Origin of the sequence: Parachryseolinea silvisoli (assembly GCF_021190955.1) — a bacterium.
Taxonomy (GTDB): Bacteria; Bacteroidota; Bacteroidia; order Cytophagales; family Cyclobacteriaceae; genus Ohtaekwangia; species Ohtaekwangia silvisoli.
The window spans coordinates 78,602-99,993 of sequence record NZ_JAIOAO010000009.1 but is presented as its reverse complement, the minus strand read 5'-3'; the positions used below and the strand labels follow the sequence as shown (position 1 = coordinate 99,993).

The 21,392-nt window shown below is 51.9% G+C and carries 15 protein-coding genes; 5 read left to right on the top strand and 10 right to left on the bottom strand.

The genetic code is table 11. The features are described from left to right. The 5 genes from K7P01_RS31210 (at position 1) to K7P01_RS31190 (ending at position 4,889) form a co-directional block, all read left to right on the top strand. Positions 1–717, top strand: a complete 717-nt coding sequence (locus K7P01_RS31210; RefSeq protein ID WP_267298522.1) for a hypothetical protein — start codon at positions 1–3, stop codon at positions 715–717. 23 nt (positions 718–740) lie between these two features. Then, the gene (locus K7P01_RS31205; RefSeq protein ID WP_267298521.1) at positions 741–1,742 is read left to right on the top strand and encodes a DUF5018 domain-containing protein; all 1,002 of its coding nucleotides are present in this window, start codon (positions 741–743) and stop codon (positions 1,740–1,742) included. Between the two features lie 168 nt (positions 1,743–1,910). Next, positions 1,911–2,669: a hypothetical protein gene (locus tag K7P01_RS31200; RefSeq protein WP_267298520.1), complete on the top strand. Its 759-nt coding sequence runs from the start codon at positions 1,911–1,913 to the stop codon at positions 2,667–2,669. Positions 2,670–2,763: 94 nt separating this feature from the next. Further along, complete coding sequence (locus K7P01_RS31195; protein WP_267298519.1) at positions 2,764–4,275, top strand: S41 family peptidase; 1,512 nt, start codon at positions 2,764–2,766, stop codon at positions 4,273–4,275. Positions 4,276–4,307: 32 nt separating this feature from the next. Further along, positions 4,308–4,889, top strand: a complete 582-nt coding sequence (locus K7P01_RS31190; RefSeq protein ID WP_267298518.1) for a biliverdin-producing heme oxygenase — start codon at positions 4,308–4,310, stop codon at positions 4,887–4,889. A gap of 96 nt (positions 4,890–4,985) precedes the next feature. Here the strand turns inward: K7P01_RS31190 and K7P01_RS31185 are convergent, their stop codons facing one another. From K7P01_RS31185 to K7P01_RS31135, 10 genes are all read right to left on the bottom strand, one after another. Continuing rightward, positions 4,986–7,298 (bottom strand): GH92 family glycosyl hydrolase, encoded by a 2,313-nt coding sequence (locus K7P01_RS31185; protein WP_267298517.1) that lies wholly within the window; start codon positions 7,296–7,298, stop codon positions 4,986–4,988. Further along, positions 7,295–9,616: a GH92 family glycosyl hydrolase gene (locus tag K7P01_RS31180; protein WP_267298516.1), complete on the bottom strand. Its 2,322-nt coding sequence runs from the start codon at positions 9,614–9,616 to the stop codon at positions 7,295–7,297. Before K7P01_RS31180 ends, K7P01_RS31185 begins: the two co-directional genes overlap by 4 nt. Before the next feature lie 14 nt (positions 9,617–9,630). Beyond that, positions 9,631–10,332, bottom strand: a complete 702-nt coding sequence (locus K7P01_RS31175) for a basic secretory family protein (protein WP_267298515.1) — start codon at positions 10,330–10,332, stop codon at positions 9,631–9,633. Positions 10,333–10,359: 27 nt separating this feature from the next. Further along, positions 10,360–11,781, bottom strand: a complete 1,422-nt coding sequence (locus K7P01_RS31170; RefSeq protein WP_267298514.1) for an alpha-L-fucosidase — start codon at positions 11,779–11,781, stop codon at positions 10,360–10,362. Positions 11,782–11,852: 71 nt separating this feature from the next. Next, on the bottom strand, positions 11,853–12,950 hold the full coding sequence (locus tag K7P01_RS32030; RefSeq protein ID WP_317987642.1) for a redoxin domain-containing protein: 1,098 nt from the start codon (positions 12,948–12,950) through the stop codon (positions 11,853–11,855). A 126-nt stretch (positions 12,951–13,076) separates the two neighbouring features. After that, on the bottom strand, positions 13,077–14,009 hold the full coding sequence (locus K7P01_RS31155) for a S1 family peptidase (protein ID WP_267298513.1): 933 nt from the start codon (positions 14,007–14,009) through the stop codon (positions 13,077–13,079). A 153-nt stretch (positions 14,010–14,162) separates the two neighbouring features. Further along, complete coding sequence (locus K7P01_RS31150; protein WP_267298512.1) at positions 14,163–15,596, bottom strand: PKD-like family lipoprotein; 1,434 nt, start codon at positions 15,594–15,596, stop codon at positions 14,163–14,165. An 11-nt stretch (positions 15,597–15,607) separates the two neighbouring features. Beyond that, positions 15,608–16,435, bottom strand: coding sequence for a DUF4843 domain-containing protein (locus K7P01_RS31145; protein WP_267298511.1), 828 nt, complete (start codon positions 16,433–16,435; stop codon positions 15,608–15,610). 23 nt (positions 16,436–16,458) lie between these two features. After that, the gene (locus tag K7P01_RS31140; protein WP_267298510.1) at positions 16,459–17,943 is read right to left on the bottom strand and encodes a RagB/SusD family nutrient uptake outer membrane protein; all 1,485 of its coding nucleotides are present in this window, start codon (positions 17,941–17,943) and stop codon (positions 16,459–16,461) included. Positions 17,944–17,947: 4 nt separating this feature from the next. Beyond that, positions 17,948–21,364: a SusC/RagA family TonB-linked outer membrane protein gene (locus K7P01_RS31135; RefSeq protein WP_267298509.1), complete on the bottom strand. Its 3,417-nt coding sequence runs from the start codon at positions 21,362–21,364 to the stop codon at positions 17,948–17,950. Positions 21,365–21,392: the final 28 nt, after the last annotated feature.

Sequence of the window (21,392 nt, the reverse complement as noted above, 5' to 3'; positions counted from 1 at the left end):
ATGAACCATATTCGCAACACCTTTGCTTTTGCCTGGCTGGCGCTGGCCGCCTGTACCGACACGGAAACTGTCGAACCCCCGGCGCTACGCGCCAACCGCGTACTTACCTACGAAGTCGCCAACACCGCGGAGCCGCTCTATGGCGCCGTAAACGACCAGGATTCTACCATCACAGTATACCTGCCGTATTTTTATTACCTCTCCACACTGGAAGGTAACGTGACCGTATCGGATGGTGCGACCGTAAACCCAGCCAGCGGAACCCTGCTGAAAAACGTGCCTGCCATTGCCAAGGGTGATACGACTGTATACTACACCGTGACGGCAGCCGACGGAAGCTCCAGGCGGTATACGTTACTGTTGGACACGCGCCAACCCGAACTGATCGTGGATGAGCTTACCACCGATCCGGAGACACCGGCAGCTTTCTACAGCTCCGTGATGTATAAAGACTTCCCCATATACTCGAGTCTGATGCTAACCGGCAAGCACATTTTCAACACCGCACAAGGCACCCGGCTCGCCAAAGTCACATTTATCGCCGAAGACGGCACCGAAATACCCGCCGCCGATGCCGGCTCCAACGAGTCCATCTCGTTGATCGTGACGCTGCCACTTAACACCGATATGCCTAACGGTCTGTATAAAATCCGGGTCGATTGTTACAGCCAAACGATCACGCTTAAAAACCCTATTCAAATCACTTCACCGTTCTAACCGAAACGAAAATAGAATATAGTATGCGATTCCCCCTGCACGAAACTTTTTACAGCGCCTGGCTGACCATGGCTTTGCTCCTGGCCGCCGCCTGCGATACCGAATATGAAAATGCTCCTTACCCTTATAAAGAACTATTGACTTTCTCCTTTACAGCCAATGGTACGGCTGTCGAAGCAGCCATCGCCGAAGGAGAAATTCTGCTGTACTGGCCACACGCGATCGCGCTTCCCACTACGATCACACCGCAGCTTTCGGTTTCTGAAAAAGCCATCATTACGCCCGCGTCCGGCACGCCGATACCCTTGCAGGACGATATTATCTATACCGTTACCGCCGAAGATGGCAGCACGGCAACGTATACCGTAAAAGTGGTCGTGAACCAGCCTCCGCTTTCCCTCGATGACGACAATCCCGTGGTAGTATCGTTTGGACAGCCGGCCGATATCCGCGGCACAAACATCCTGCTCGACGCCAGTCGTACAACGATCTCGCTTATTGCTGCCAATGGTGAAGAGACACAGATGGAAATCGACACCATTGTCGACGGGCTCGGCACTGGCTTCGGCTCCAATATATTGATCCAACTCCCGGAAGACGGCACCACCGCGTTGGACACGGGCTGGTACAAAATCAAAGTCGTTAGCGGCGTACGAACGGCCACCACCTCCAACGCCGTGCTGTCTATCCGATACCGCTATCCGGCCTTTGAATTTATTACCCATGCCATTACCGTACACCCCGGCGAGACCTTTAGCCTGACGGGAAAGTATCTACGACAATTGGGCGATGCCCGCGTCCTGGTACAAGACGGCTCGGAGGAATATCACTCTCTCGCAAAGGTCAGCTCCACGCCTACCGAAGTGATCTACCGTGTGCCCGACGATATGCCTGCAAGGGAGTACTACACGATCTTACCGGGTATCGTTGATATTTTCTCCGGCACTGTGGACTACTCCTATCAGTTGAATGTATACCCCAATGTACATCCGCAACTCATCGTCACTGAACAACAGGAAAACTAATATGAAACAGCCGTCACCCATAAACACGGGGTAGCGAAAGATAAAACCAGCAACTGTCTATCGTAGCCGCAATCTTCGAAGAAAACGAAGAAGCCGGGCATTGCGACTGCCCGGCTCTTCCGATCTCCGAAGCAAAATAAATCGTAAACATTGAACCGTTAAAAGACAATGAAAACAACAACAACTCCCGCTCCGGAAACCGGACGTAATTTAGTAAAAAGCATGAACAGCTTTGCACGCGTATGCGCAGTAGCATTGGCCGTAATTTTCACCGCATGTCAGGAAGATGAGATCGCTCCCACCGATCCCTCCCTGAAGCACCAAACCGTGGCGGCGAGCCCGATCGCGGGCGGCTCCGCCGTAAGCTTTACCTCGGCCTCCACTTTTGGTACCGTCCGCCTCGACAATGCCGGCGTATACTACGTAGAGGATTTTTTCCAGGGCACACCGGGCACCGGCACTGATCCGCACGTACCCAACGCCACGTATTATTACCGGTTTGATCTTGTCGATGGTGGCACATCTTCGAACTACGTACTGCGCTTTTCTGGTACCGCCAATGGCGACATCACAGTAGCGTCGGGCTATACCCTGGCGTATACCAGCACCAACTTCAATTCCGTTACCAGCAGCACAACAACGACGGCCGTAACCGGCGCCTTTGGGTATAACAACATTACCATGGGCACGCCGACTTCCTTTACGGTAAACCCGTTGCACCCAGGTTGGTACAACTACAACATCGTGAACCACATAGTATACCCGCTGGCAGACAACGGTGGGAGTGTAACACTGGTGATCACCAACACCAGCACCGGTGTGAAATATAAAGTCGAACCCCAGGATATTTATCAGGGTGGTATCCCCAACTCGGCTACCCCTCCGAACAACTATCCTTATCTGAAATTCCGTTACAAACAACTCTAATCAAGGGCTTCAGGCGGCTCCCTGAAGCTGGTTGCTGGTTTATGAACGTTCTGGCCCCAGGGTCGGAACGTTCTCTTACTAAAAAAGAACACACATGAAGTCACCGTCTCATCGCTTCTGTCCGCTCGCCATTCTGTTCAGCATTGTGCTGCTCGTGGCAGGCGCATGTCACGATGATAACGATAACAGTCTGCAAATTCCACCGGGCACACGCGCGGAACAAACGGCAGACTCCATCTTTCTCTACGCGCGTGAACTATACCGGTGGTATGACGCCCTTCCGGATTATACAACCGTCAATCCCCGTCAATACGTGGCCGGAGGTGGCAACATCGAAAACCTGCAGGAGGAGCTTTTCACCCTTACGCAGTATGCTATCAATCCTGCTACGGGCCAGCCCTACGAAACATCAGCCCTACCCGGCCAACCGAAATATTCATTTCTACAATACGTCCCCGATGCCACTTCCACAGGTCGCGCAAGTGCCATGCCGCCGAGCAAATCCGTATACGGATTTGGCCTCGAAACCGCTGCACGCAGCACCGGGGAACTATACATTCGTCAAATACTGCCAGGTTCTCCGGCTGCAACGGCCGGCCTGCACCGCGGCCAACACATTACCGCTGTTAATGGAGAAGCAATCGACATTCAATCGAACGAAGACCTCGAAAAGATCCGGAAGGCCTGGATTAGTCCTTCTTTAACGATTACCGTCCACGGACAAGAACAAGAAATAATACTATCACAAGCTGGCTACACCGCTGACCCCGTATCAATACACATGCTACTGGACACGCCGGAGGGTACTGCCGGCTACCTTGTGCTAAACTCCTTCCCACCACTGGCCGCCGCGCAAGCATCGCTGGACAATGCTTTTGCTGTCTTCGCGAAGGCCGGCATCACGCACCTGATCATCGACCTGCGTTACAATGCCGGTGGTTATATAGAAACAGCCGAATACCTGCTGGGCCTCCTGGCTCCGACACACCTGCAAGGCGCCATACTCTACGCCGAGCACTACAACGCGCTTCTACAACAACAGCAGGCTCCTATCCTCACGCGACAGCGACTGCTGGATGCAAACGGCAACGCCATCCCCTACAAAGGCCGGTACGCGACGTACGCCGATGTCGACTACTCACCCGAAGCCAATACCCGTACCCTTACCAAACACGGCTCGCTCGAAACCATTACCGACATAACCTTCATCACCACTCCAGAAACTGCATCTGCCAGCGAGCTCGTCATTCACGCGCTCCGTCCGCACCTGCGCGTGCGCCAGGTGGGCACTACGTCATACGGAAAGCCCGTTGGTTTTTTCCCGGTCACGATCGACCAATATGTGCTTTGGATGCCTACCTTTAACATCACCAACGCCACCGGCGACGGCGACTACTACAACGGGCTGCCTCCCGACATCGTAGCATCCGACGATGTCACCCACGACTTCGGCGACCCGCAGGAAGCCAGCCTGGCAACAGCCTTATCACACACGGGCAGTAGCCGGTTGCCTGCGGGCACAACGTTGCAACGCCCACAAACCATCAACACCACACCCCGACACACCGGTCTGATCGAAACTAGGAAAATGCTAACCGGGAATTGATAACCCTATTTGAAAAAATATATAAACACCATATGGAAGCAAAAACCAACGCAAGCACCAACATCAAAGAATCCACAAAAGACGCGCACGTTGCCCTGGAAAAACAAGTAGTACAGCGCCTTAAAAGCATACGCTCCAACGCTGACTATGCCGCGCTATTAAAATATTTCTATGCGTATTTCAACCACGTAGAAAAGGCCATCGCGCCTTACATCACCGAAAGCCTGCTACCCGATTATAAAGAGCGGCGGAACTCGAGCTATATTAAGAACGACATTCTTGCCCTGGGCAGTAAAATGGGAGATCTACCGGCCACCACAGTGCCGGTAATTGATAATCATGTGAAAGCGCTGGGTGCGTTGTACGTGATGGAGGGCTCCATTATGGGTGGAAGCATTATCGTCAAGATGCTGGAGAAAGGCGGCATTACCGACGGCGTATCATTCTTCTCAGGCTACGGAGAGGCCACCGGCCCTATGTGGCAAAAATTTGTAGCCGTCATGAATCGTGAAGCCATCTCTGACGCACAGCAAACTGACATGATACAAGCAGCAAACGAGACCTTCTCGCATTTCTCTAAAGTATTTGAACAGGTGCCAGTGGTCCAGTCCTAATGGGAATAGTAACATCCAGAAGACTGCCGAAACCCGGCACTACAACATAAAAAAAGGGCTTAACCAAGCCCTTTTTTTTATAACATGTCTATCACTTTACTTCTTAACCGGCTTCGCTCCCATAAAGAACGTAAGCTGCCCGCCCTGCGTAATCTCCGCATGCGTCAAATACAGCCGGTCCAACATCTTCCCATTCAACACCAGCTTCTGCACATACACATTCTTGTCGCTCTGGTTCTTCGCTTCAATCGCAAACGTCTTCCCATTCTCCAACGTCAGCGTGGCCGACTGAATCGCAGGACTACCCACAATATACTGATCTGACGCTGGTGCCACCGGATAGAACCCAAGCGTCGTGAAAATATACCACGCACTCATCTGCCCACAGTCATCATTCCCACCAAGCCCATCGGGCGCAGGCTGATATTGCTTCTTCAAGATCATCCGGGTACGCTCTTGTGTCTTCCACGGTTGATCTGTCCAATGATACAGGTACGCAGCATGGTGTGCCGGCTCGTTGCCGTGTACGTAATTTCCAATGATACCTTCGCGGGTAATGTCCTCGGTGTCCGCAAAGAACTCATCCGGCAGGTGCATCGTAAACAGCGAATCAAGGTGTTGCACAAAGCGTTTCTTGCCACCCATGCCGGCAATCATCTGATCAGGCTCATGTGGAACATACAGGCTGTAGTTCCATGCGTTGCCTTCAATATATCCCTGTCCATGTGTGCTCAGCACATCAAACTCTTTCCGGAACTTGCCGTTGCTCAGCTTCGGACGCATATACCCGGTGCCGGCATCATAAACATTCCGCCAGTTGGTCGAGCGCTTCTGAAACTCCGCATACACATCCTGACGGTTCAGCTTCCTGGCGACCTGCGCAATACACCAGTCGTCATACGCATACTCCAGCGTCTTCGAAACAGACGATGAGTTCTTGTCCTCCGGCACATAACCCAGGTCGATGTAATAACCAATGCCATCAAACTTGCGATAGCGGGCGGTGGCCACGCAGGCATCCAGCGCGCGGTTGGCGTCGCCCGTGAAGTTGCCCTTGATGATTGCGTCGCATATAACCGACACGCTGTGGTAACCGATCATACACCAGTTCTCATTCGCATAATGCGACCAGACCGGCAACATTTTGTGCACGCTTTGGTCGTAGTGCGCCAGCATGGATTTTACCATATCGCCGTTGCGCTTGGGCTGAATGATATTAAAGAGCGGGTGCAACGCACGGTATGTGTCCCACAGCGAGAAAGTGGTATAATTTGTAAAACCTTGAGCCGTATGGTTGTTCTGATCCAGGCCGCGATATTGTCCGTCGTTGTCATTGTATACAGTCGGACCAAGGAATGTGTGGTACAGGGCTGTGTAGAAATTCACGAGGTCACCGCGGGTAGCAGCCTTTACGCGAATCTTCTGCAGCTCCTGCTCCCAACGCTGCTGGCCGTCGGCCTTGGCTTTCTCAAAATCCCAGTGGGGAATTTCCTGCCGCAGGTTGGCCAGTGCGCCGGCCGTGCTGACCGGGGACAACGCAAATTTGATCTTGACCTTTTCGCCTTCGGTGGTCTTGAAGTCGAAATACATCCGCAGCTGTTCGCCGGCTAAGTCGGGAAAGTTGTGCTCCTGGTCAAACTTTCGCCAGAAGCCTTTGTATACATCGGGTTTGGAGAAATCCTTGGCGCCATACTGCACAAACGGCTTCGAAAAGCTCATGGCAAAGTATACGGTACGGGTACGCGCCCAGCCCGCCGTCTGGCGATAGCCGGTAATGAGCGTATCGTTCTCGACACGCACAAAGGTCCACACGTTCTTGTCGGCATAGTTGTAAATGCCGTGCATCAGGTCCAGGATGATGTGAGCCTGATCAGACTTCGGGAATGTGTACTGATGAAATCCCACGCGGGTGCTCGTGGTGAGCTCCGCTACAATGCCGGGCTCCGTTAGCTTCACGCGGTAATAGTTAGCTTCGGCATGCTCTTCTTCGTGCGAGAAGGTAGAGCGGTAGCCTTTCTCAGGGTGCTCTTCCGTACCGGGATTCAGCTGCAGGGGCCCCGTGGTAGGCATTACCAGGAAATCACCAAGGTCGGAGTGACCGGTGCCACTAAAGTGCGTATGACTAAAACCCACAATGGTCTTGTCATCGTATTGGTACCCTGCACAGTATTTATACACCAGCGGATTGTATTTACCATCGGCTTCATACGGTATCGTGTCGGTATCGGGGCTAAGCTGCACCATGCCAAACGGCACGGTCGCACCCGGATACGTATGACCCATCTTATACGTGCCGATCATCGGGTTGACATAGGGCACCAGCTTCTCTTGCTGTGCAACGGCTGAAAGCACTGACAGCGCTAATAGCGCTGTCAGAACTTGTTTTAGGAATAGCTTGTGAATGATCATTTCTTCTTTTTCTTGCTAGTCGTAGGGGTAGCGTTCTCATTCGAAAATGAATACGGCGCATCTTCTTTAGCGATACCACGTTGTTTCTGCGGCTCTGCAGCCATATCAAAGTCCAGGGTAGCACCTTGCAGCAGAGCTGTATGGCTCAACCAATTTTTTGTATACGGTTTGCCGTCAACTTGCAGCGAAGAAATGTAGCGATTCTCGGCGCTGTTCTTCGGTGCGTTCAATGTGATCTTCTTGCCGTTTTCCAGCATCACGACCGTCTTCTTGAACAACGGCGCGCCTACAACGTACTGATCGGTTGCCGGACATACCGGGTAGAAGCCCATGGCCGAGAATACATACCAGGCTGAAGTCTGACCATTGTCTTCGTCACCGCAGTAACCGTCGGGTGTGGGCAGGTACATGCGGTTCATCGTTTCGCGTACCCAGTACTGTGTTTTCCAAGGCTGGCCTGAGAAATTGTACAGGTAGATCATGTGCTGGATCGGCTGGTTGCCGTGTGCGTATTGACCCATATTGGCGATCTGCATCTCGCGGATCTCGTGGATCACGGCGCGATAGTAGCTTTCATCGAACGTGGGCGCCATAGTAAACACTTCGTCGAGCTTGGCGTTAAAGTTATCTTTTCCGCCCATGAGTTCGATGAGACCTTGAATATCGTGAAATACTGACCAGGTGTAGTGCATGCTGTTGCCTTCGGTAAAGGCATCGCCCCATTTCACAGGGTTGAACGGAGCCTGAAATTTGCCATCCTTGTTTTTACCGCGCATCCAGCCAGACTCTTTATCAAATAGGTTCCGGTAGTTCTGGCAGCGTTTTGCAAACAGATCAATTTCTTTCTGTGGACGTTTCAGGGCTTTTGCCAACTGGTAAATGGCGAAGTCGTCATAGGCATACTCCAGTGTGCGGGCAGCGTTCTCATTGATGTTGACATCATACGGCACATAGCCAAGCTCGTTGTAGTATTTCACACCGGCGCGGCCAACCGCCGTCAGCGGACCCTCGTTGTTGGCATCTTTCAACACAGCTTCATACAGGGTGTTGATATCGTAGCCACGTCCGCCCTTCAGGTATGCGTCGGCTACAACCGAAGCAGAGTTGTTACCTACCATCACGTTGCGATAACCCGGGCTGGCCCACTCGGGCAACCACCCGCCTTCTTTGTAGGCGTTTGCCAGACCTTCCTGCATTTGCGCATTCAGCGTAGGATACATCAGGTTCAGGAAAGGGAACATGGCGCGGAAGGTATCCCAGAACCCGGTGTCGGTAAACATATAACCCGGCAGCACCTGACCGTTGTAAGGGCTGTAGTGTACAACCTTACCTTGCGCATCAAATTCAAAGAATTTGCGCGGGAAAAGCAGTGAGCGGTACAGGCATGAATAGAACGTGCGTAGCTGATCGATGCTCCCACCCGTTACGGCAACGCGCGTCAGCTCTTTATTCCAGGCGGCTTTGCCTTTTTGTTTTACTGTTTCAAAGCTGTCGCTGCCCAGTTCGTTCAGGTTCAACTCGGCTTGCTCGGCGCTGATAAACGAAGATGCTACACGCACAGTCACTTGCTCGCCGCGGCGGGTTTTAAATCCTACTACAGCACCGGCATGCTCTGCTTTTACCTCCAGTTGATCTGTCTCGTTGTATTTATCCCAACCTTTCGCAAGTGTAAAGGGCTTGTCGAATTTCAATACGAAGTAGTTCTTGAAATTTTCAGGAACACCGCCGCTGTTGCGTGTCGTGTAGCCGATAATCTTTTGCTCGTTCGGAATGATCTTCACATACGAGCCTTTATCAAAAGCATCGAGAATGATGTAGGCCTGGTCTGTTTCAGGAAACGTAAACCGGAAGATAGAAGCCCGCTCGGTGGGAGCGAGCTCGGTGGTCACGTCATAGTCGGCCAGGTACACACTATAGTAGTATGGCTTGGCAACCTCTGCCTTATGCGAAAACCAGCTGGCGCGCTTTTCTTCGTTCAGTTCCCGCTTGCCGGTGACGGGCATGATGGAGAACTGACCGTAGTCGTTCATCCATGGTGAAGGCTGGTGAGTCTGTTTGAATCCTCTGATTTTAATAGCGTCATAGGTGTAAGCCCATCCGTCTCCCATCTTACCCGTCTGCGGCATCCAAAAATTCATACCCCAGGGTAATGCGATGGCAGGATAGGTATTACCGTTAGACAACGCGTGATTGGACGCGGTACCGATAAGCGGATTAGCCCACTCTTCGGGATCGGCAATAGGGTTGCTTACTTCCTGCGCTCGCAACGGCATACTTCCCAGGTACACTAGAATCAGGAAACAAAGAGATCTCATCATGATATAAAAATTGGTTATCGTTGAACACTCATTTCAGCGGCCTCACCGGTGTAGCGGCCCCAGAGCTCATCCAGCGTATAGCCGGTTTGCTCTTGCCACAGGGCATCCTGGTAGATGCCCATCTGCAGCTTCCGGTGCAGTACGTAGACAATTCCCGGTTGAATGCGTTCTTCCATCCATACGAGGAAGCGCGCCGCCACCCGGTACCCTTGCATGTAGTGCTGGCCGATGCGGTAGGACGGTAAGGACCACCCCGCGCCGCTGTTGTCAACCCCATATTTATAACGCGCGTAGTCGGCAATGCCTTCTGTCAGCCAGGCCGGGCACCGTTCCCACGGATAGGCCTGGGCGACATGCATGACTTCATGCGTCACCACGTCGATATCTTCGGGATACGCGTGCAGCCAGCGCGAGCTGAACCGCACGTGGGCACCGCCTGCTTCGGCCACGCCCGTGTACGCCGTGTCAATGTGAAAATTAACCTGGCGCTCCGCCAGGGGGTTGTACTGCGCCGTCAGCACAGCATACACCTGGAAAAAGGTCTCGATCATACGATCTTTTACCTTCACATCCAAGGTACTGTCTTCGCATTCAAATATAAGTGTAAAACCATTGCGATGATACACATCGGGGTGTTCCTGGGAAAATCCGCAAACACTGGCTCCCAGGCAGACTCCGGCCAGGAAGCCTTTCAGCATGTTACAAAACGATGGCATGGTGGTGGTGATTGTCTCGGGAAACGATTACCTGCGCTCGTCGTATACGCCAAATTCCATAATTACGGGCGCGTTGCTAAAACGGTCCACCGAAATACGAACTTTACCGCCCCAGACACGATCAAAGCGGTGAATCTTAATCTTGCTGGCATTTTCACCCGCGAAGATTGTTCTCCAGACACCATTGAGCTCGTATTCCAGTTTATACTGACGGATGTTCGGCTGATTTTCGGCGATAACTACCATATTAAAAGGACGGTCCTTGTCCAATACCACTTCGTACCACGGCGTCTTCACGGTGCTGTTCGAAGTCCAGCCTGTGCTGAAGTCATCGTCATTCGCAAAGTCCATGATCCACATATCGTTGCTCCAGCTGGCATTGCCGGGCTGGCCTTTGGCGATGTTGGAAGAGATGATCGGCGCATCGTTTGGCGGCAGCGGTGACAAGGGGCCTTCGTATTTCCACAACTTGCCAATCTCTTTCAGGCCGGCCAGGGCGTTGTCGTCGATCAAACCGTCGCGGTTAGGCGCAACGTTCAGAATGAAGTTGCAATGCGCCTGGTTGAAGGGCACCAGGTTGTCCTTCACCAGGACATTTACATCTTTGATTGCTTCCGTCGGAAAGCGGCTCTTCCAAAACCACGATGCCTGCAACGGCAGACACGACAGCGCCGGCAGCTTGTTGGCCTCTTTAGAAATATGCTGGCCCGCACCTTGCTCGTACGACTTGATATCGGTGTAATACAACGCTTCGGCCGGATACTTGGCAGCATTCAGGTCCATCACCAGGCAGTTGGGCTGCAACGTCTTGATGAGGGTATAGATCTCTTCGAACGGAATGTCGTCATACGAAATACGTGACCAGGGAGCATCCCAGCCATCGATGATCAGCGCCGTGATGTCGCCATAGTTGGTCAGGAGCTCGGTGAGCTGAGCCTTCACCATCTCGATATGTGTTTTGGTAATGTGGCCCGGGCGCAGCTTGTGGTGCGTGTCCAGGATGGAGTAATACAGCATTACCTTCAGTCCGTTAGCGCGAAATGCGTCGGCATATTCTTTTACCACGTCACGCTTCAACGGGCTGTTCATGACGTTATATGACGTCGTCTTGGTGTTCCAGATGGCAAAGCCGCTATGATGCTTGGTGGTCAAACAGCCATACGTCATGTTCGCCGATTTGGCTGCCTTGGCCCACGAATCGCAATTTAATTTTGACGGGTTAAAGAGGGCGGGCGACGCATCGGGGTCAGCCCAGTCCTGATCCATATACGTCGGGATGTTATAGTGTATGAACATGCCAAAGCGAAGGTCGACAAACTCCTGTTGCAGTTGCGCCAGGCTCCTGGCAGGTGCGCTCTTCCGGGCGGTCTGTTGCGCCTGCAAGGCTACGCCGGGCAGCAAACACAGCATACAAATAGATACAAAGGTTTGTAGGGAGTGACGATTCATGGTTATAGGTTAGACGTAAAGTATAAAAATGAACAGAGGGCACCAACGCCCTCCGTATCTATATTTTTTTCCTAGTGAAAAAGCTCTTCCAGCTTGGCATTTAAGGTTTCGGCTCGCAAATCTCTCGCAATAATCTTGCCATCCGGGCCGATCAGGAAGTTCGCCGGCACCGCCCGGACACCATACTGCACGGCCGCCTGGTTTTGCCAGCCTTTCAAATCGCTGATGTGTACCCACGGCAGTTCATCTTTTTCGATGGCTTTCTTCCACGGCTCGGCCTTACTGTCGAGCGATACACCCAGGATGTTAAAGCCTTTGGCATTATACTTTTTATATTGCTCGCGCAGGTTGGGGTTCTCGGCACGGCACGGTCCGCACCAGCTGGCCCAGAACTCGAGCAGTACATACTTACCCTTGTAGGACGAAAGTTTCACCGGCTTACCGTCAACATCGTTCATCACAAAATCGATATACCCCTTACCCACTTGTGTCGCGCGCAGGTTGGCGATACGCTCGGTGATCTCCTTCGCCTTGGTCGTCTTCTTCAACGGCTCGGCCAGTTTATTGAAGATCGCTTGCGACTCGTCCAGGTTCTCCGCACTTATACAATTCATCAGCTCATTCAAGCTCGCAAAGCTGTTCAGGTGGTCCAGCACAAATTGTTTGCGTACGCTCATTTCGCCGCGGTACATTTTGTCGGCATCCTTCTGGAGGGCAGCCGCTTGCACGGTATCACCCGCGGTGCGCGCCTGCTCAGCCTTGTTATAGACCTCCATAACCTTGGCGCGGTATACCGCGATCTGCGCTTCCAGCTGTGCGTAGTCATCTTGTACCGGCGAGCCTTTTACCTCCAGTTTGTCCAGGGCGTCGGCTTTACCCACCAGTTGCAGGTCCATGTTCTGTACATAGAATACTTTCTGAAAACGTGCCTCCGGAGAAAAAATGATGGTCATATCGGCCGGTTCCTGGATCCGGCCGCGAAATACAAACGAGCCATCGGTAACATTTACCGTGTCGGCAATGTCTACACCGTTTTCCATGTGGCGCATGATAACGTTGCCTTTCAGGCCTTCGATCTTGCCAGTGATAACGTAGCCGCGGGGGCTTTGCGCATAGGCGCCCACGCCCAGCAGCACCAGCATTGTAACGACAATAAACTTGTTCTTCATGTTTTAAGTAGGGTTACAGTATTTAGGATCTGTAAGCACTTTCCATGCGAATATCGCAAGGACAGGTTACAGTGTAAAACCGGTTATATAAATTATCCATTCACCTGGCACCGGTCCAGCCGGGTGTCATTTTGCAATCAACGCACGGAGTGCACGTACAGGGATCGCTTCCCGCGATACCATCTGCACGTGGTTATCGCCGTTGTACAACGATCGTGTCGCCGACACTATGCCAATCACGTTGCCTTTGTCATCCAGCACAGGCCCGCCACTGGAGCCTTGCGAGAAGTCGGCCGTGACGCTCATCTTATCACCGCCGTTGCGGCGATACAGGCGCGAAACGGTACCTTGCGTAAAAGAGTAAAACATGTTGTGCGGATGACCAATGACGTTGGCATCATCGCCAGGCGCGGCATCAGGCCCCACCGGCAACACGGGCAGCTTCTTGCCCTGCGTGTCGATCTTAAAAACAGCGATATCGTCGGCCAGGCTTGCCGCCAGCACTTCCGTCACGGCATATACCGTGCCATCTGTATCCATCACTACCACCGTCAGGTCCGTCTTCTCGTCCGTTGCATCGCCGCGAAAAATGTGATAGCTCGTCACAGCAACACCTTCTTCGGCAATCACAAACCCCGAGGCCGCGCGCAGGTGATCGTTCGGACAGTGAGAGCATTTATACAACGTACCCACCACCAGCACGCCTTTCCGGCTTTGTGCATAAATGCGTGTATCGGGCATGGCTTTCGCCTGAGGCTTCGGCAAGGTCACCGTACACCGTGTCCGGCCCAACTCTTCGGCCAGCGTAACGAAGGGTGTTGTTTTGCCTTCGTCCACGAGCCGGCGTGCGCCGCGCTCCAGGCTGCCATAGACAGATTCGTCGTCAATCACGAGACCACCGGCCGTCTCGACCGTACCTTGCGCGCGTACAATCCGGCTGGCCGGAATTACGAGCACCATCACAAAAATCAAAAGGGTAATGCGTCTGTAAACTTTCATCTTCTTCACTTCTATTTCAATATCCACAACAGAGATCCCCTCGGGCGATCTCCGCGCCATGATCATTAGTCACCCAACCGGCCGGCATCCCTAAGCCGGCAATCGCTTTTCCCTACCACCGGAAACATTTGCACAACCGAAGGAATAAACCGCTACAGGTAAAAAACTAACGCTGTACTAAGGCACAGCGTTAGTTCTTTCCAGGCAAACAAACTATTTCCGTATAGCCACATCGATCACGTCACCGTCCAGTCCGTCCAGCGTATACGTAATATTCCCATTCTTACCAGTATCAATATCCAGGTAATACAAAGCGCCTTCCGTGCCGGCCAGCAGAACATCTTTGCCATTGATCTTATCCAGCTTGAGCATCGTGACGATCTTGCCACCAAAGTCGGCATCCAGTGCAACAAGATCCTGGTTTACGTGACTGAACTTGTAGATCTTATCGTCAGAGTTGAAATACAAGTCTTCATAGATCGTGCCGATAAAGTTCGTATTCTCCCGCACCAGGCTCGCGCCTTTAAACTCCCTGCGATATTTGGGACGAATGGTGACAGGGTCGTGCGAGAAGTTATATTCATAGATCTTTCCCCCGCCGTCGCGCGCAAAGGCCAGGGCTACGGAGTTATTCAGGTGTTCCATCGCAAACATGTCGATGCCGATATTCTTGGGATCAAAACCGGGACCCGTGGGAATCACGTCGTAGGTGGTATCCTTATACACGGTCGCCATATCAAACGTCACCATACGTTTCTTCTTCGTATCAAACGTTATATAGTATTGCGGACCGGGAGTGTCTGCCCCCGCCAGAATGTAGTCGTCGGCCAGCGCGTAGTCTCCCGCAGCAGGCAGGCCATATTTACCATAGGTAGGAAATCCATAGAATGTATTGGAAGTACCGCGATACAATTTATGATCGATTACACCCGTCGTCACGCCATAGAAGTTTCCTGCTTGAAGGTTGTTGACCGAGAACGACGCCGGCGGATCAAAAAAGTTATCACGGATCAGCGAGGCCTTCTTCATCGTACTGGCGTCGATAATCACACCGGCGTTTTGCGGATCGCCGCTCACAACCCAGTAGTCAATGATGTTTGTCGGTTGGAACGCCAGGTTCCGGGCCAGCAATTGTTTGGGCTGCGACGGCAGCGGCTCCCCATTCAGACCTTCGTACAGATTGGGCATGATGGTACCATCCGGCTTCACAAAGGCCAGCTGTGCTGCGCCCCCGACATCCGTTAGTACAACTGTACCTACGCTAAACTCGGTCTTGGCGCTGATCTTGAAATCGTAATAGTACTTCAGGTTGTTCGAATTGTCCGTAATCGTCAGGGTAGCATCGTACGTACCGGGCACGAGCGAGAACAGCGTCTTCAGCGTCCGTCCTTCGAAATATTGAAAGAACGGCTCGTACGGAAACATGAACTGCCATTTATAGCTCAGCTGGTCGGTATTGGCAAGGCTATGGACGACCGTCGGTGTAATTTCCAGGGTGTCGCCCACGATGGCATCGAAGGTAGAGTCAACGAGGTCTTTCACGACGGGAATCTCTACCGTTGTATAATCGTAACTCCCCTGATCTTCATAGCAGGCAGCGGTTACAAATAAAAGGACGATAATGGAAAAATATATTCTTGTACGCATGGGAAAGCCGTTTAATTGAATAACACTTTACTGTTGTTCTCATCGATAAAATAATACCGCTGCGCGTCGTTATCCCATCGGATCTTAAACCGGAGGGTGGTAGGATTGGCTTTGCTGAACAAAACATACTCCTGATCCTCCGCGATGGTGTCGATTTGGTAATCCGGGTTGGATTGCACCCACGTAAAAGGGTCTATCAAAAAGCGACGGAACTTGTCCATAATGAACAGGTTGTAGGGAATGTTGGCGCCTTCCATAATCAAGGGGATGTTGCCAATAGAAATCAGGTATAGCTGATGTTTTGTACGGGAGTAGTCCATAAACACCGACTCTACCCCAGCCCACCAGTCTGGTTTCTCCAGCCGGCTGGAAAACACCAGCTTGGCATACACACCATACGGCAAGGCCGTACCGAAATCTTCGGTTGGCACCAGCATAAAGTGTAAGGAGACGCTCTTATCCTGTAAAAGTGTGTCCTGATTGTACAGCACCACTGGCACCTGCAGGGTACCGGAGTCCGCCGAAATAATATAAAATTCCTCCAGCGGTTTGTAGTGTAGCACCGGCGTAGCCGTGCTAATGGAGTCGTCCAACACAATCACTTTAAAGCGCCGGTCGTGGCCTACCCGCAGCCCCGAGATACGAATAGGAAGATATACCGTATCCGACGTTTTCTCGGGCGTATAGGCAAACGAGAAGACAACACTGTCTCGGTTTGTTGTTTCTTCGTCATCAAAGTCGAAATAGATATTGTCGGAGGTCTCGTACCGATCGATCTCCACTTCGCCGCAGGAGAACAAGGCACTTGCCACCAACAAGAATAATATGGTTTGTTTCATACGAAAAGACGTTAGTGGTTGAATTAATTACGTTGGCCAAAAGCAATCTCATCGTCCGGCATCGGCAGCACGAAGATCTTGTCGGAAGCCGGAATCGCTATTTGCTGCGCCCCGAGTATGTCGCGGTTCAAACGCTTATACGCGTAGAATAGCTGGCCCTCAGCAAAGAACTCTTTGCGATACTCTTTCACCAGCTCGCTTAAAAAGACTTCCCTGGACGTTTCGCCATGAATCTCGGTACCAATGCCGCGATTGTAGCGAACCAGGTTGAAGTAATTCCAGGCCGTCTCCGGATCAGCATCAAATGAACACTCCGCAGCGATGTAATACATTTCGCTCAGGCGCAGCATGGGGGCAATAAGCGGGTGACGATTGCCGTCGCCATCGCGCCGGTACTTTTGCAAGAACAGCGCTGTAAATCCGCTTGTAGTGCCCTGATTCAACCATTGTTTAAACCGATAGTCTGATGAGCCGACGCTACCGGTCTCATAGATCAGCGTACCGTCATCCACCAACGTACTCAAGGACGTAGGATTCTCGTAAAAATGATTATTCAGATCTCCACCACGCTTATCAATATCCCAGCCAAACAACACTTCTTTATACGCAATGCGGTCCTTATCTTCATCTGCGTCGGCGTTAAAATCTTCCTTCGCCGTCCAGGGGAATTTAGCCGCGTCGATAACAAGACGTGCATGCGTCATCGCAGCCACCTTATCGTTTTTATACAGATATACACGTGCCAACGCACCGCATACCGCATAATAGTTCAGACGATGACGGCGGTTCTGAAGAAACATCCGATCGGCTGTTTCTGTTTCCTTGGCATCGTCCGGATACCCCACGACGTAGGTGTCTTTTACAATAGGATCCCACGCTTCCAGCAAATCTTTGGCTTGCTGCAAGTCCGCAACCACTTTCTCTACCAGCTCGGCCCCAGTCGACTGCGGCGTAACGGCATTCGAAAAAGCCGTGACATACGGTATCGCCGGTGCACCCGGATCACTGAGATACGAAGGCGCAAACATGCGGTAAAGATCGAAGTGCAGGTAGGCGCGCAACGCCAATGCCTCCCCTTTGATGATATAATAATCCCCCTCGTTTTGGAAGATCGTTTTCTTATCATCGATATGCTCCAGGATAATGTTCGCATTCGCGATGGCTTTGTACAATCCTTCCCAGATATCGTCACGCCGCTCCCGGAAATATTCGTGCGAATAGTTAAATGTCCGGGTCTGCAAGTATTGCTTGTCCCATTCTACGTTTGTATTGGCCGGAGCGTAATAATCCTGGGCGAGCACGTCCGGTGTACCGGCCAGCAGCTCATATCCGTAAAGCTCTTTCGTTACACAGCCCAGGTACACACCTACTAACGCTTCCATGAATCCTTCCTGTGTGCTGAAGAGGGTTTCTACCTCTACCTGTGACTTGGGCTTCACGTCCAGGTAGTCCGAACAGGATACCATCAAACAAGCCACCATTAACCAACAGAATATATGCTTTTTCATAGGCTTAGAATGTTGAGAAAAGAGAGAATGTTACCGTCCGTGCAAACGGGTAGTCGATGCCGCGCTCCATCTTGATCGTAGACCAACGGGTGATGTCGTTGGCCGTTGCGCCTAACCGCATCGTGCGCATTTTCCAGCGACGTGCGATGACCGAAGGCACTTCATAAAAGATGTTGGCACTGCGCAGCTCGATGGTATTTTCACGCTGCACAAAGCGCGACGACGCGCGTGTCTCCGTCAGGTCGGCAACGTCCTTAAAGGCTGCATGGTCGCCAGGCTTTTTCCAGCGCCCTTCAAATACACGCTGGTCTACGTTATCATACGGGCTGGCATTCTCTACCCGGTCGATGAGCGTCTGGTTATACATGTCGCCACCAAATCTGCCGTAGAAGTTCAGGCTGACCGTAAAGTTCCGGTAGCTAACATCCGTGCCAAATGAACCATCTACTTTAGGCGCTTTGTTGCCCACGGCGACAAAGTCTTTTACACTATACTCATACGTCAGCGTACCATCTTTTTTTACAAAGATCTCCTTGCCATTTTCGGGGTCGATGCCCAGCGAGCGAATAGCATAGATAGTATTCAGTGACTCGCCTTCATAATAGCGCAGCAGGGGCGTCGTGCGGTTATCTTGCTCGTCCTGCTGATCATCGATTTGCTCGTTGTACTTCTTCAGCGACTCGGAGATCTTCTTGATCGTATTGACATTTCGCGAAGCGTTGGCCCACAGCGACACATTCCAGTGATTGGTGCGATAGACCGTACCGCGCATGTAGAGCTCGAGCCCTTTGTTCTCCATCTTGCCCAGGTTCGACTTGTACGACGTGAAGCCCAGCGACGGCGGCACCACAATATCGGCCACGAGGTCGTCCGTCAACTTGTAATACCCCCGTAGCGTAAAACTCAACCGGTTCTTAAAGAAGATAGACTCGAGACCCAGGTCATACTGACGCGTGCGCTGCCAGCGCAGGTCATTGTTACCATACCCCATAAAGGAAGCCCCTACGCCACTCGAATACCAGTCGTTAAAATACTTATAGGTAGTCTCCGCCAGGTACGATTCGAATGATACTTCACCCGTTACACCGGTCGTCGCACGCAGCTTCAACTGGTTAATATTGGGATTGCCTTGCAGGAATTTTTCCTTGTGCAGGTTCCAACCCACACCAGCCGCCCAGAAGGGTGCAAATTTATTGTCGTTCCCGAATTTGGACGACCCGTCCATACGCACGGACAAATCGGCCAGGTAACGATCTTTGTAGGAATAGTTAGCGCTGGCGAAATACCCCAGCAAGCGTTCTTGCGAGTACCAACCGCCCGGCATATCGTCTTCTTTGTAACGCGTGGCAAACCCGACCTGATCAAAACGGTCGTTCACAAAACCAATGGCGCGGAACGCTTTGAAATCGGATGTATAGTTACGAATGTTGGCGCCGAGGTTAGCAGCGATGACATGTCTGCCGATACTCTTGTTATAGTTCAACACCACGTTACCATCATAGGTGATTTCGTCGTTGGTCTTATACTGGTATTCACCCCGTTTTTTCAAGTCATCACCGGTATAATTGGCATACTCATTCCGGAAAGGTGATTTAAACATATCCTCCTGCGTCAACTTTTTGTCCAGGTTCAGCTGACCGCGCAGCTCTAACCGGGGCGTCATGCGCCAGTAGAAGCCTGTCTGGTTGATGATCTGCGTATAGACGTTTTTCTCAAAGCTGTGCAGGGTCGCATCGTATACCGGGTTCATATACTTTACAATGTCATTGTTATCATGTGCACTGAATTGGTCGAGCACCTGGATCACATTGCCGTTCTCGTCCGTCTTGCGGTAATAGGGATTCGTTTTCACGTATTGCTCAAAACTACCGTATGGCGACTCGTGCGCGCTCACCTGGCTTATCTGCAGGCTGTTGCTGATGTTAAACTTTTCTTTGTTGTATTGCAGAAATGCTTCCAGGCCGGAGCGATCGCGTTTCGAGCCTTTCATAACACCCGCCAGCGTTTGATACCGGCCCGTAAGCCGGTACGTCAGCGAGTTTGAGCCGCCCTCTATCGCCAGAGATGCTTTATGACCCAGCTCCGTTTGGATCGGCTCTGACAGCCAGTAAGAGTCTACCCCTTCTTCTACCGCTTGCGCACGATGGTTATATAATCGATCCAGGTCCAACTGCGTCCACGTAGAACGTCCGGATTCGTTTGAATAGACACCGGCCAGGCGCTCATATTCCAACTTATCCTTGGCATTCAAGACATCGTATACCGACAGGTCAGGCCCTGTTACCTGCATGTCGTAGTTGAACGTTACTTGCAGCGCTCCTTCTTCGGGCTTTTTTAATGTAATAACTACCACGCCGTTCGCAGCGCGCGAACCGTAGATCGCCGCCGCCGCTGCATCCTTCAACAACGTGATCGACTCGATGCGATTCATGTCCAGGTCATAGATGGTTTGAATGCTTACCTGGAAGCCGTTCAAAATAAACGTAGGCAGGTTCGGATTATTCATCTCCGCCCGGTTTACCAGGCCGTTGGTCTGATCTGTAGCCGTCGCATTGGACGGCAACCCGGTGGCGCCACGCACCTGAATGTCGGGCAGCTTGTTCGGGTTGGAACCAAAAGAGTTATCCTGCTGTACGCGGAACGAAGGGTCGAACGATTGAATGCTTTGCAGCAGGTTCATCGGGTTGACACGCCGCAGCTCTTCACCTGACACCGTGATCGGTCCGCCGGTAAAGCTCTCCTTGCGACGCTCACCGTAACCGTCCTGGATCACAACTTCGTCAAGTTCCGAAGCATCCGACTCCAGCACCACATTCACTTGCGTACGGCCATGCACCGGCTGCTCTTGCGTCTTAAAACCAATGAAAGAAAATACCAGGATGTCGTCTTCGCCAACCGCCAGCGCATATACCCCGTTGTTATCGGTGGTGGTACCCTTGGTGGAGCCTTTTACCAGAATACTCACACCCGGCAACGCCATGTTATCGGCATCCGTCACGCGACCGGTAACGGTCTGTGCCAGCCAACGCTCGGCATTCGGTTTCGCATTTTGCACAACCATAGACTCCTGCCCTTTAAACAGCAGGATGCGGTCGTCCATAATTTTATACTGTATCTGCTGCGAAGCCAGCATGTCACGCAATACGTCGGCTACCGGCTTGTCGGTAACATGTACCGACACTTTTTGATCTACCGGCACCGCCGTGGAGCTGTACACAAACTTGATCCCGGTTTGTTCCTGGATGCGTGTCAGCACCTCTCGGATTTCTTTTTGGTCTACGGAAAGGGAAACGTGCTTATCAGTCAGTTCTTGCAGGAATGGAGTAGCAAACAACGGTTGGGCAAGAAAAACGGACAGCGCGGATATAACAGTGACTTTCCAAACCGCCTGAAGACAGGCGGTAAGTCGCTTTTTTTTCATACCTTTAAATGTTTTGTTCTGAAAATGA